Origin of the sequence: Mucilaginibacter sp. UYP27 (assembly GCF_040547175.1) — a bacterium.
In the GTDB taxonomy this organism is placed as follows: domain Bacteria; phylum Bacteroidota; class Bacteroidia; order Sphingobacteriales; family Sphingobacteriaceae; genus Mucilaginibacter.
The window spans coordinates 122471-135367 of sequence record NZ_JBEPPE010000007.1; the positions used below are offsets into that span (position 1 = coordinate 122471).

General features: G+C 38.5%; 15 protein-coding genes. 13 read left to right on the forward strand and 2 right to left on the reverse strand.

Going from position 1 to position 12897, the window contains the following annotated elements; genetic code table 11:
• Positions 1 to 598: 598 nt before the first annotated feature.
• The 8 genes from ABIB39_RS18890 (at position 599) to ABIB39_RS18925 (ending at position 6008) form a co-directional block, all read left to right on the forward strand.
• Positions 599 to 1972 (forward strand): ATP-binding protein, encoded by a 1374-nt coding sequence (locus tag ABIB39_RS18890; protein ID WP_354431744.1) that lies wholly within the window; start codon positions 599 to 601, stop codon positions 1970 to 1972.
• 123 nt (positions 1973 to 2095) lie between these two features.
• Entirely contained in the window at positions 2096 to 2872 is a 777-nt protein-coding gene (locus ABIB39_RS18895) for a hypothetical protein (RefSeq protein ID WP_354431745.1), read from the forward strand.
• A 154-nt stretch (positions 2873 to 3026) separates the two neighbouring features.
• Entirely contained in the window at positions 3027 to 3347 is a 321-nt protein-coding gene (locus ABIB39_RS18900) for a hypothetical protein (protein ID WP_354431746.1), read from the forward strand.
• On the forward strand, positions 3344 to 3607 hold the full coding sequence (locus tag ABIB39_RS18905; RefSeq protein ID WP_354431747.1) for a helix-turn-helix domain-containing protein: 264 nt from the start codon (positions 3344 to 3346) through the stop codon (positions 3605 to 3607). The genes ABIB39_RS18900 and ABIB39_RS18905 overlap by 4 nt, the downstream gene beginning before the upstream one ends.
• On the forward strand, positions 3604 to 3927 hold the full coding sequence (locus tag ABIB39_RS18910; RefSeq protein WP_354431748.1) for a hypothetical protein: 324 nt from the start codon (positions 3604 to 3606) through the stop codon (positions 3925 to 3927). The genes ABIB39_RS18905 and ABIB39_RS18910 overlap by 4 nt, the downstream gene beginning before the upstream one ends.
• Before the next feature lie 194 nt (positions 3928 to 4121).
• Positions 4122 to 4526 carry a plasmid mobilization protein gene (locus ABIB39_RS18915; RefSeq protein WP_354431749.1) on the forward strand — a complete coding sequence of 135 codons (405 nt, stop codon included), beginning with the start codon at positions 4122 to 4124 and terminating at the stop codon, positions 4524 to 4526.
• Positions 4501 to 5487: a relaxase/mobilization nuclease domain-containing protein gene (locus ABIB39_RS18920; RefSeq protein WP_354431750.1), complete on the forward strand. Its 987-nt coding sequence runs from the start codon at positions 4501 to 4503 to the stop codon at positions 5485 to 5487. The genes ABIB39_RS18915 and ABIB39_RS18920 overlap by 26 nt, the downstream gene beginning before the upstream one ends.
• Complete coding sequence (locus ABIB39_RS18925; RefSeq protein WP_354431751.1) at positions 5484 to 6008, forward strand: hypothetical protein; 525 nt, start codon at positions 5484 to 5486, stop codon at positions 6006 to 6008. The genes ABIB39_RS18920 and ABIB39_RS18925 overlap by 4 nt, the downstream gene beginning before the upstream one ends.
• 142 nt (positions 6009 to 6150) lie before the next feature.
• Here ABIB39_RS18925 and ABIB39_RS18930 read toward each other — a convergent pair whose 3' ends face one another.
• Complete coding sequence (locus ABIB39_RS18930) at positions 6151 to 6549, reverse strand: helix-turn-helix domain-containing protein (protein WP_354431752.1); 399 nt, start codon at positions 6547 to 6549, stop codon at positions 6151 to 6153.
• Between the two features lie 139 nt (positions 6550 to 6688).
• Between ABIB39_RS18930 and ABIB39_RS18935 the strand changes: the two genes are divergently transcribed.
• The 4 genes from ABIB39_RS18935 to ABIB39_RS18950 are packed head-to-tail and all read left to right on the forward strand — an operon-like array spanning position 6689 to position 11495.
• Complete coding sequence (locus ABIB39_RS18935; RefSeq protein ID WP_354431753.1) at positions 6689 to 8131, forward strand: HEPN domain-containing protein; 1443 nt, start codon at positions 6689 to 6691, stop codon at positions 8129 to 8131.
• Positions 8115 to 8567: a hypothetical protein gene (locus ABIB39_RS18940; protein ID WP_354431754.1), complete on the forward strand. Its 453-nt coding sequence runs from the start codon at positions 8115 to 8117 to the stop codon at positions 8565 to 8567. The genes ABIB39_RS18935 and ABIB39_RS18940 overlap by 17 nt, the downstream gene beginning before the upstream one ends.
• An 11-nt stretch (positions 8568 to 8578) precedes the next feature.
• Positions 8579 to 10159 carry a type I restriction-modification system subunit M gene (locus tag ABIB39_RS18945; protein WP_354431755.1) on the forward strand — a complete coding sequence of 527 codons (1581 nt, stop codon included), beginning with the start codon at positions 8579 to 8581 and terminating at the stop codon, positions 10157 to 10159.
• 49 nt (positions 10160 to 10208) lie between these two features.
• Positions 10209 to 11495, forward strand: a complete 1287-nt coding sequence (locus ABIB39_RS18950; protein ID WP_354431756.1) for a restriction endonuclease subunit S — start codon at positions 10209 to 10211, stop codon at positions 11493 to 11495.
• Here the strand turns inward: ABIB39_RS18950 and ABIB39_RS18955 are convergent.
• Positions 11488 to 12582 carry a restriction endonuclease subunit S gene (locus ABIB39_RS18955; RefSeq protein WP_354431757.1) on the reverse strand — a complete coding sequence of 365 codons (1095 nt, stop codon included), beginning with the start codon at positions 12580 to 12582 and terminating at the stop codon, positions 11488 to 11490. The genes ABIB39_RS18950 and ABIB39_RS18955 overlap by 8 nt on opposite strands.
• Positions 12583 to 12685: 103 nt before the next feature.
• Here ABIB39_RS18955 and ABIB39_RS18960 point away from each other — a divergent pair.
• Positions 12686 to 12897 (forward strand): tyrosine-type recombinase/integrase (locus ABIB39_RS18960; protein WP_502916209.1); only part of this gene is annotated, 212 nt, incomplete at its 3' end.

The following is a 12897-nucleotide window of genomic DNA, read 5'->3' on the forward strand; positions in this document are numbered from 1 at the left end:
TTAGTAAGCGTCCAAACATTTTCAATTACAGTAGCTTTTGGCAGCGTTTTTTAAACTCCCGGCAATCTTTGAAATCAGTTGTGAAATATTACATGACTCCCAAATGGACTTGGAATGCATCTATTGAAATGACCATGGGGTACGGTTAACTTACCTTCAGCTATTTTACAAAATTTGATTGTCACCTAAAAACAAAAACCGCCTATAAATACATAATTTATAGGCGGTTTTAATTGTTAGTGGAGCCGGAGGGAACGATAATTGTTAAATTACCCCCTGTTAATCAGCTCTTTATGTTTTTGTAGTCTTTGGAGGTCACCGAATAGGTCACCATCAAAATAAACCCAAATAATGCTGTTGCTTATTGATAACAAATATAACGAATAACATTTTTATTCGTGCAAAAATCTTCGGTTTTCCTGTCACATATTTCATGTAAGTTGTGCTAACTTCGTATTGAATTTAGGAAATATAATTTCAGTAATATATTGAACTGCCCTTATTCTATAACAAAATATTGTCTAAACAGGGTTTATTCTATTACAAATAAAGTTTAAATTTGCCCTTATTCTGTTACATTAGGTGCAGATTTTGCAATATGGCCTTTAAAAGAAGTATTGAAGATTATCTTAATCGTTGGAAATTAAGCACTGCGCGTAAGCCGCTTATTATAAGAGGCGCACGGCAGGTTGGCAAAACTACGTTAATACGGGATTTTGCCCAAACCTACGCACATGCTATTGTGCTCAACTTGGAGAAACCAGCAGATCGTCGTTACTTTGACGACTTTGATGATGTTCAAACCATTTTTGAAGCTTTATTTTTGGCACATAATATTCCTTCATCGGCTATCACAAATACTCTTTTATTCATCGATGAAATACAGGAGAGTCCGAAGGCCATCCAGTTATTGCGCTATTTTTATGAAGAAATACCCGCACTTCATGTCATCAGCGCGGGCTCATTATTGGAGTTTGCCATGCAGAAAGTGCATAGCTTCCCTGTAGGCCGTGTGGAATTTTTATATCTCCACCCACTGAATTTTCAGGAATACTTGGAAGCCACCGGAAAGCAAGCGTTGCTAAAGCAACTGCAACATGTTCCAGTAAAAGCTTTTGCACATCAAACGTTAATGGATGCCTTTCATCGCTATGCGATTATCGGAGGTATGCCCGAAGTAATAAAAACAGACGTTGAGAAACATAGCCTTTCAGATTTACGGATTATTTATGAAAGCATTTGGGGTACTTATAAAAATGATGTAGAAAAATATACATCCAACGAAACAGAACGGAAAATCATTAAACATTTAATGGATACTGCACCACTGTACCTGGACGAACGTGTAAAGTTTCAAGGCTTTGGAAATTCAAACTATCGTTCAAGAGAGGTAGGAGAAGCATTCAGAACCCTTGACGAAGCGAAGATCGTGCGTTTGATTTACCCAACCACAGACCTTCTCCCGCCATTAAAAGCTGATTTAAAGAAAGCACCACGTTTGCAGTTCCTCGATACAGGTCTGGTCAATTATTCTTTAGGCATTCAAGCCGAAATGCTGGCAATGGATGATTTGAACAGTGCTTACAAAGGTGCGGTTATACCTCATTTGGTTACACAGGAACTAATCTCCGTCCAAAGTATTTCAGCACACACACCGAATTTTTGGGTGAGAGAAAAAGCTCAGTCCAATGCAGAAGTTGATTTGCTGTACGCTTATGGCAAGTTGGTTATTCCAATAGAGATAAAATCAGGCAGTACAGGGAGTTTAAAATCACTTCATCAATTCATTGAAGCTGCAGATCATCCCTACGCCATTCGGATGTATGCAGGCGCCTTCAAGGTAGAGCAAGCTATTACTCCTAATAAAAAACCTTATTTGTTGATGAATCTTCCTTATTATGCCGGCACAGCACTACTCCAATATATTGAATGGTTTTTGCAACAGAAACTTGAGACAGAAAGTTCGAACTAACCTAAAGGCAGTTTTTTTACACTCTGAAGTCTACTTTACCCACTCTTATTTACTCGCTTAAAAACACTCTTTTAATGGCATAATTATAATACCTAACTTTGAGTTAAGTAACTTTTATCTGCCATGAAAGAAAACTTCAAATCCAAAGAGTACTTTAAACCTTGCTTGCGCTTTAAGAAGCGGGAACACCCTTATGATATTGGTATGCCTTTTTCATGGTGGCCTGGACATTACGACCGCCACTTCCTGAATAACATTTATGAGCGTGATGAAAGTGAGTTTGATTCATTTTACAATTACCACCTGTCCTATTTTCTAAAAGTTAATCCAGGCGATGAAGAGCCGGAGTTTTTCAGACATGTTTGGAATATTATTCATGACGGCATTGCAAAGTTGATCGATGATGATAAAATCGATTCCAAAACCCAACACGAGCGAACCAATAAGCAAAAATTGCACTTGCGGACTTTTGTAGCTTATTTAGAAAGTATCGACAATTTTAATGCTCGCCCCCCACAGATGGTAATTGCAGAGAAAGATGCCATTATTGCCCGACAGCAACAACAGATCTCAGAATATCAGCAGCAATTACAGGAGTTGAACAAATTGGAAGTTAAGCAAAAAATTATGGTGGAAGAAAACCACCTGCCTACCCTGATCGACCTGTTACAGCAAATGGATGACCTCACCCTGCCATCCGGCAGGTTCTTTTTGAAATGCGACAATACTAGCCCCTATTACAAAATGATAAGCAAGTACTTTTCAAAGGGAGGTACCCATATTTCTAAAGAAACCGTTAAAAACTATTTTGGCGATAAGCACAAAAATATACCACCCAAAACACCTATACCCGTAGATAAAAAACTGTTTAAGATCGTTAGCGTTGATCAGGAACCCTGATCTTTTTTCTTTTGCCGGATAACAGACCTTTGTATCCGAATATTACAGCCACGTTCATTTCCTGCATATGACCATCACAATCTGATGGTCATGGTTTCGCCTGTTTTCCGTTTTATAATTGTGTCGTTGAACCAAAAAAGAAACGGAGGCAAAAATGGAAACAACAATTTCCAGTTTATTAAAAATCATCCAAAAGGATAAGGCTGTCGGCCCTTATCCGGCCAGCCTGTATACGGCTATACTAACCTGCTGGCAGGAACAAGGCCACCGGGATTCATTCCGGGTTAGCCGTAGTATCCTGATGCCGATTTCCGGCATCCGCTCCTTTGCCACCTATCATAAATGCTTACGGGTATTGGTGCAAAGGGGTTACATCGGCTATATGCCGTCACATAACAACCGGCTGGCCAGTAAGGTCACACTGCCGGGCAATTACCTATTAAAAACAAGCAAAAGTGAAGGAGGCGAAAGATGAATGTAGAATTAGTTACGAAAGAGGATTTAAGGGAGTTGGAAAACAACTTGTTAAATGCAATTAAACAAATTATTAAGCCCGGCCCGGGCGACGCCAAAAAGTGGCTGAAAAGTGTGGAAGTTCGGAAGTTGCTCAACATATCCCCAGGTACTTTACAAAACCTGCGGATCAATGGCACACTACACTATACCAAGATCGGGGGTATCATGTATTACAAACTGGAAGACATTAACAAGGTACTAGAAGGAGGCCAGCCATGATCCCGGCAGCTATCAACACTCAGGTAGTAGCGTACACTAAGTTGGTTAGACGCATGGGCAAAGACCAGCGCCTGATGGCGACCCATATCAGCCTGTTCACCGCCCTATTTGTACAATGGCAGCGGAACGATTTTATCAGCCCCATTCCTGTTACCCGAAAAGAATTGATGGGCTATTCCAGGATCGCATCCATTGCCACTTATCACAAGTGCATCAGGCAATTGGATGAGTATGGCTACATCCGTTACCAACCGTCTTTTCACCCGGCGAAAGGTAGCTTGATTTATTGGCTGGGTGGCTTAAAAGCGACCAGCTTTTAAGCGGTTTGAGACAGGTAGATATACCGCTTATTCCCGCTTGCGGGGATAGCGGTTTTTTATCCGCTTGTAAGGAGCAAGTTTGTGTTTTTGTTGCCACAAAAACATCCCGGATGCCTACGGCACCGGGCAAACTTGCCTTTTGCGCCCGATGGTTGCAAAAGGGGAAAACGGAAGAAAAAGTAAGGAGGTAACCGATGGAAGCAACAGTTAAGACAACTAATAAACAGCAGGTAATCCAGCCAAAAAACAAAGGGGGTGCGCCAAAGAAAAGGGTTAAACGGGAGTTAATTATTCGCATTAGAATGACAGCTACCGAGCGCTTTTATATCGACAGTAAGGCTAAGACCGCAGGTATGCGGTCAAGCAGTTGGATAAGAGCAGCCGCTAAAAGCGCAAAGGTAGTTCCGAGATTAACGGACGATGAGCGGCGCATCCTTTGGATGCTTGCCGAACTTGCCAATAACCTGAATCAATTAACAAAGCTTGCGCATCAACTTGGACTATTAACGGTAGTGAGGGATTGCAATAAGATTTTGAACGAGATAGATATTACTTTAAAACGTCTCAATAACAATGATAGGGAAAGTGATAACAGGTAGAAGCTTTGGCGGATGTATTCGGTATGTAGTGCAAAAACATGATGCGGTCGTATTGGATGCCGCAGGCGTAAGAATGCAGCAGGTTAATCAGATCATCAATGATTTTAACCTGCAACGGAAGTACAATCCAAATTTAGGAAAGGCCGTTGGCCATATTGCTTTAAGCTGGAGCGTTAACGATGCCGCTAAGCTAAACGATGATGTAATGGTCACTTTAGCAAAGGAGTATCTGCAAAAAATGAAGATACAGGACACGCAGTACTTAATCGTAAAGCACCGGGATAAAGATCATCCGCATATCCATATCGTTTACAACCGGGTAAGTAACAATGGTAAGACCATATCCGATAACTTTCAAAAGCAGCGGAATGTACAGGTAGCAAAAGAATTGACCTTAAAACATGGTCTTTACCTGTCATCGGGTAAAGAGCGCGTTAACCGCCAACAGCTAAAAGGCGAAGACAAAATCAAATATGAATTATTCGATGCCATCAAGACGGCAAGCAAAAAAGTAAAAAATATTAAAGACCTAAAGCAAGTATTGGCCAAGCAGGGTATTGCTACCCATTTGAAATTCAAAAGCGGCACTACGGAAGTACAGGGCATCAGTTTCAGTAAAGGCGAATACAAATTTAAAGGATCAGAGATTGACCGCAGCTTAAGTTATGCAAAGCTTAACCAGGACATAGAGCAGCAGCAGGTTAAACCGGAAAAGAGTTTGGCAGATCAGTTAAGGGAAGCAATGGAAAACGCGAAGCAGGAAAGAGAAAGTCAGGACAAGACCGAAAAAACAACTTATTTAAAGCCGGAACCGGAAACCCATTACTTGAGGCAATCGCTATCAGCGGGAGCAGATCTATTAGGTGACTTACTTGGCAATATTGCCGATGATGACAACAGCCCGGAAAGAAGGCGACGAAAGAAAAATGAACAACAACAAAGCAGGGGAATATCAAGATGAAAGAGATAGAAGATCTAAACCAAAGAATGGATAACAACGACGAAATCGTCGACAGCTTAGTGAAAAAGCACACAGCGATGGAAAGGCAGGTAGCAAATATTATGGCAAATCCATTTCCTGATTATTCAGTTGCGATGGATACTATACTTACCGAAGTGAGGGAAATTAGGCAGGACATCAAACGGGATGAAGAATTGGCCCTGCTAAAACAGCTCCATGAAAAATTGAGTAAAGTGCCGACATCTGCCACTAAACAATTACGCATCCTATTGTTCCCCGAAACCAATCAGGGGCAGTATTATAAAATCGTATTTGGCAGGCTTATCCCATGGGGGGTATGCTTAGTAGTCATAACCTACTTATACGCTTTAGGCGGCAGAGCAATTGATGCCTACGGCCAGCATAAGCAAAGCGAACAATCAGCCCATTATCAAAGGGCATGGATTTACTTAAAGCAGATCGCTAAAAAGAGAACTTTATCAGCTATGGATACCGCGTATTCAAAAACAGTAAATAAGTAAGCTTAATTGATTGCAATTTGTCAGAAATGCAAAGTCCCCTTACACTCTCTGTTTGGGGACTTTAACGTAAACCTTATCACGATTGGACAAATGAATTGTCCTTTTAGATATCGGCAATTCAATATTTTAAGGCCATTTCTTATTATTTGCCTTTTAGCAGCTCGTTCTTTTCTTTTTCAGCCTGTAATAGACGTTCAAGTAAAACAATTTTTTCATTGTATAATTCAACGATCTTATCAATAGGATTAAACGATGGTTGGAAATTAATAGCGTTTAACGTAGAAGTATCTTGACTTGTAAAAGTATTTGAGATTATATTCAAAACAGCATCATCATTAAAGTTCTTGATAGCGTCAGCAGGGACACCCAAAATCTTAGAAATTTTTTCTAAAGCTTCGCCATCAACATCCGCACTCTGTTCAATTTTAGAAACAGCTTGCTGGCTTATTCCCAATTCAGAGGCAAGAGTTTCCTGCTTCATTCCTTTCAATTTACGGATTTTACTGATTTTCCTGCCGATATGTAAGGTTGTTTCTGCCATAAGCCAAATGTATTGTTAAAATGTAAATGTACAAAACAACGGCTTTATTGTAAAGTACAATCGCCTATGGTTCGGTACGGTAATGTTTTGCTATTCTTTTGTTTTGCCGGTTAATAGAGGCCGGTTTAAAAAGAGTATTATGAACAACGCACCTTACGCGCCCTGGGAACACTACCCTAAGACACTTCGCCATTATGAAATTGAGAATCCGATGTCTGTTGTAAGTGATTTCTTTAGCGCTGACTCTGTAAAGGGTCACAGCAAGCGATTAAAAGAATGGCGCCATTATGTAGTAAACGACGAGCATTATGACGAAGAGCGTCATGGTCCCGGTACTTTGCTGTTTGTTTACGATTTGAATCTAAAGATTTTGGAAGCGATGTATCTATTATTGATCAATTACAAAAGGTTCTCTTATCTCCAGGATAAGGTCACCGAGGAACAATTAGAGGAAGAAAAGGAAATATGGGAATTCTATCCTAAAAATCTTTCCCTTAAAGAACAGCTTGAACCTTACAAGGCCGTTAAGAAAGTCTTCAAAAAAATCAAACCACAGGAATACAGGGATCAATTACATGAGTGGTCGCACGTAGCACTTTACAATAATGCAGATGTTGAGTCATTATATGCAGGTGAGGTAATTAATGTTTACGAAAATTTAATCAAGCTGTACTCTGCAGCATGGCTAATTTTTCAACGCGAAAGTAGTCGTCCACAACTTAAGCGGAGCATACTTGAAAATAATTTAGCCGAATCATCTACGGAGCCAATTGCTCTACAAACAATAAGCCCTGAACCAACAGCAGCCGAAAAATTGGCATTGGAAGAAATTAAAAATCTGATATTAAAATGCTGCCCGCGGGTTCAAATGATCATTTGTTTAGGAACACATGCCAAGCCGTTTACATTTTACCTGCTTATTCTTATTAGCGATGATGAAAAAACACCGGAGCATGAAGTCAGTAATAAGATAGAAGACAATTGCCAGTACCTTGCTCATGTACATGCCATAGTCCATAAGGCAAGCAGCGCAAAAGAAGCTTTAAATATTGGCAGGCGTTTTTGGTCGACCGTCATGGAAAAGGGATTTGTATTATATCAATCCCCTGAATTAATATTACCCCCTCACCAGGAAATAACTAAGGAGGTACTATTAGAAAGAGCAGAGTTCAATTGGGAAAGGTGGGGTAAACAAGGCCGCGAATTTTTAAGAGGTGCAGAGTTGTATAGGGCTGATAACAATTTCAGGCTTGCAGCATTTCTTTTGCACCAATCCGTTGAAAGTGCTCTAAAGGCTATCATACAAGCCATTATAGGTTACCGGGTGCAAATGCATAATTTATCGAGGTTGCTAAGGCTTACCTTATTGTTTACAGATGAATTAAAAGACGTATTTGAATTGAATACCACAGAGGGGGCGCAACTATTTCAATTGTTGCAAAATGCCTATTCAGAATCAAGATATAGCAGTTCATTTAATCCTGACGGTGATACAGTAAGAACACTTTCTAAACAAGTAACAAAATTCAATAAGGTGGCTGAAAGAATTTACAGGCAATATATAGATGATATTAAGTGTTGACCGTTTCAGAGGTATTGGCAGGTGGGCACTTGTTCGCGTTGCCTTACTTCTGAAAATGGTTTACAATAAAGAAAGTACTGCCAGGCCCCTAAGTAGCATGTCGGGCGGTAAAATTAAACCGTCCGGCATTGCTGCTAAAAAGCAAAACGACACGTACACTCGTTGGAACCATGCAGCTACGGCAGGCGGCTTCATTGCACCTCGCGCTATCGCGCCGGGTTTCATTGCGCCGTCAGCCTCGCTGCCTCTGGCAGGAATGATATTCGCTAGCGCTCATAACATACCTGCCTTGCCTTCCCTCAGTAGGAAGTTTAATGTCAGCGTAATTAAATACCGTATCTGTAATTATTCGGTTTTAGTATTTACTCCGTTAGTTTATCATTTACTAATTCTTAGTTTTACAGCAAAGGAAAAATCCTTAATGCAATTACTTTGAGATAATAAATCATGAGTGAAGATCAAAAAAAGCAATTAGAACAGCAACTTTGGAACATTGCCAACACCCTACGTGGCAAGATGAATGCAGATGAATTTCGGGATTACATATTGGGTTTTATCTTCTATAAATATTTAAGTGAAAAAATGGAGTTGTTTGCAAACGATATTTTGCAACAGGACAATATCCGTTTTAGCGATATTACCCCTAAGACAGCAAATGCTGGTGAATATCTTGATGCTATTAAAGAAGAAGCACTTGAAAAATTAGGCTATTTTTTAAAGCCTGATGAGTTGTTCTCGGCAGTTGCTGTACGCGGTAACAGCGGTGACGATGAAAGTATTGATCAAAGCAGTGCAAACTTTATACTGGGCGACCTACAAAAAATACTCACTAATATACAGTTGAGTACTATGGGTACCGAAAGTGAAGAGGACTTTGATAATTTGTTTGAGGACATGGACTTGAATAGTACCAAATTAGGCAAAACACCAGACGCAAGAAATAGCATAATTGCAAAGGTGCTGGCGCATTTAGATAAAATAGATTTTAAACTGAAGAATACGGAGCTTGATGTTTTAGGCGATGCATATGAATATTTGATTGGTCAATTTGCCAGTGGGGCAGGTAAAAAAGCAGGTGAATTCTATACGCCTCAAGAGGTTTCTAAAATATTAGCAAAAATAGTAACCAGCGGTAAGCATAAGCTAAAATCGGTATACGACCCTACCTGTGGTTCGGGTTCGCTGTTGTTACGTGTAGCGCGTGAGGTGAAAGACGTGGGTAACTTTTACGGTCAGGAAATGAACCGGACTACTTACAATTTGGCCCGAATGAATATGATTCTTCATGGTGTGCATTATCGCAAATTTGATATTAAACAAGAAGATACATTGGAACGCCCACAACATGGCAACCAAACTTTTGAGGCTATTGTAGCTAACCCACCTTTTTCTGCCGAATGGAGTGCTAACCCCTTGTTTTCATCGGATGATCGTTTTAGCCAGTATGGCAGATTAGCCCCCGGCAGTAAAGCAGATTTTGCTTTTGTACAACACATGATCCACCACTTGGCTGAAAATGGCATTATGGCTATTGTTTTGCCACATGGCGTTCTTTTTAGAGGCGGGGCTGAATTGCACATACGTAAATATTTAATAGAGCAAAAAAACTTTTTAGATGCCGTAATTGGTTTGCCTGCCAATATATTTTACGGCACCAGCATACCAACCTGTATTTTAGTGTTTAAAAAATGCAGGGAAAACCCGGATGATATATTATTTATTGACGCCAGTAAGGGTTTTGAAAAAGTAAAAAATCAAAATATGTTACGAGAAGAACATATTGATAGTATTGTTCAAACCTTTCGCGACAGAATAGCGATTGAAAAATACAGCTATAACGCACCATTAAAAGAAATAGCTGATAACGACTATAATCTCAACATCCCCCGTTATGTAGATACTTTTGAAGAAGAGGAGGAAATAGATATACAGACTATTATGCTCGAAATTAAACAACTGGAAGCCAAACGTGCCAATATTGACAAAGAGATAGATGTGTATTTGAAAGAATTAGGACTGGTCTTTTAATTTTTACAAAATCCTTAATGTTAGTAACAGTTACAAAAAAGTAGTTAAGATGGCGGCAAAAAAAGTTAAAGTAGGTAATGTTCCAAATTTGAGATTCCCAGGGTTTGAGGGGGAATGGAAAAAAGCAAGTCTTGGGGAATGTTCAAATTCCATGGATTACGGAATGAATGCTGCAGCAACAGCGTTTGATGGGCAAAATAGATATATTAGGATTACTGATATTGACCAAGGCTCCTCAAAATATAAGCCTGAATCGCCCGTATCTCCCTTGGGTGAACTATCAGATAAATATTTGGTAAAAAAGAACGATATCTTATTTGCACGGACAGGGGCTAGTACCGGCAAGACTTATTTATATGATAGCAACGATGGAACTCTTTATTTTGCCGGCTTCCTGATTCGAGCCAGCATTGGCGAAGCAAATAACCCCAAATTCATTTTCGCTCAAACGCAAACTGCCTCATATAATAGGTGGGTAAAGTTAATGTCCATGAGATCCGGGCAGCCAGGAATCAACTCACAAGAATATGCTAGTTATCAATTCTTGCTACCAACAAAGGGCGAGCAAGATAAGATTGCCCATTTTTTGACATTAATCGATGAGCGCACTCAAACCCAAAGCAAAATAATTGAAGAGCTACAAACTTTAATGCAAATTCTCGCTAAAAAAATATTTAGTCGAAAAATCAGATTAAAAAAGGCAGATGAGAATATCTTTCCCGAATGGGATAAAACAAAAATGGGGGACGTTTTTGAATTTAAAGTAACCAACTCTTATTCAAGAGAAAAATTAAACTATTCGGAAGGGATAATAAAAAACATTCATTACGGCGATATACATACAAAATATCGAACCTTATTTAATATCGAAAAAGAACATACCCCATATATTAATCTTGATGTAAATACTAATAGTATAAATAAAGAAAGTTATTGCCAAGTAGGAGATTTGATATTGGCAGACGCTTCAGAAGATTTGAAAGATGTAGGCAAAAGTATTGAGATTATAAATTTAAAAGATCAGAAAACATTATCGGGGTTACATACTATATTAGCTCGACCTCTAAAAAATATTTTCGCTATAGGTTTTTGCGGATATTTATTCCGATCTGAAAGTGTAAGGTTGCAAATTCAAAAGGAGGCTCATGGATCAAAAGTGTTAAGTATCGCACCTGTTAGATTATCTAAATTGACGTTACCCATTCCTTCATTGATCGAACAAACTCTGATCGTCGATTTTCTTTCATCAATCGACGAAAAGATCGAAATAGAAAAGGTGCTTTTAAAAAAGTATCATGTTCAAAAACAATATTTCCTCCAAAACCTGTTTATATAAACAGGTTTGCTAACAAGTGTTTTTTCTGATCTTGTATTTTATTTAAAAGCTGATTTTCCAAATCTATTTTAGTATCAATTGATGCAAGGAAATCACCAATCTTGATTTGTTCGGCGAGGCTTGGGTGATCTATTTCAATATTTCCCAAATCAGTAGAGCTAATAGCTGGATAACTTGTTCCTGTACATCTTTCAATAACTTTATCAACGAATCTCTGATTGTGTAAGTATTGGTAAACAAATTGGGAACTTTGTTTAGCTCTGATTTGTGCATATCCAGTTGATGCAACATATTCTCCTTCTCTATCAAAAAAAAGATTATTTTTTTGATATGGTCTAACCATTTGAAACAGAATGTCATTCTTTGCTAAAACCCTTTGGGCCCTACTCGGTGCTTCGCTTTTTGAAATCCGATCTTCTTTTAATAAACGGCCATTTACTACACTCTCTAAGTCAATATAATAAAATGAGTTTGGAACACTTTTGATTTTTGGATTTATATCACAGACTTCTTTTAATTTTTTCGTTTCCCACGCGGGAAAATCACATCCATTATTATCTTGAAATCTTAATTCTTGTGAAAAAATTCTTTGTGAAATTACATTTTTTAATACATCTGATTCCCTAATTATTTTGTTTTGAGTTTGTATTCTCTCATCGATTAGGGATAAAAAATTTGCAACTTTTTGCTGTTCAAGAATTGAAGGAAAAGCAACTTCATATATTGAAATTTGAGGAGCTGTGAGTTGAGGCACACCGGTACTTTCTTTATAGAAGTTAAGCTTATTTATTTGATATTCAAAAAAATAGATGTTTTCGCTATTTTTTGGATGAAGAATTAATAATCTTACAATTGGGTAAAATTTATGATTTCTTGCGTGAGCAATACCAATGTTAACCCCTCTACCTGCTATAGTTATGACATTTTCATTTATCTTGTAAATATTGGAATAACCATACAAACCTTTGCCTTTTTCTGCATTTGCATAAATTGGATATTGAAATATTTCTGATTTCACTTCGCACACATTTTCTTTACGAACATCTCCTCCTACAGAAATATCGAAAATAGACTCTAAAGGTTTCACTTCCCATTCCCCCTCAAACCCTGGGAATCTCAAATTTGGAACCTAAGTGCTATAAATTCTCTTTTATGTAACTTTTGAGATTTTTATAATAAACCAAATTCTCATGAACGAACAAAAAACGATTGCACAATTAATTAGTCTGTGGAAAGCCGACAAAAAACAGTACGTAAAAAAATCAAGTTTCTCGGCCTATGTCCTTTTAATAGAAAATCATTTATCGCCTGCTTTCGGCGACAAAAAAACAATTGAGGAAGCCGAAGTCCAGGCTTTTGTACTTCAAAAATTGCAACAGGGACTAAGCCAAAAGACTATTAA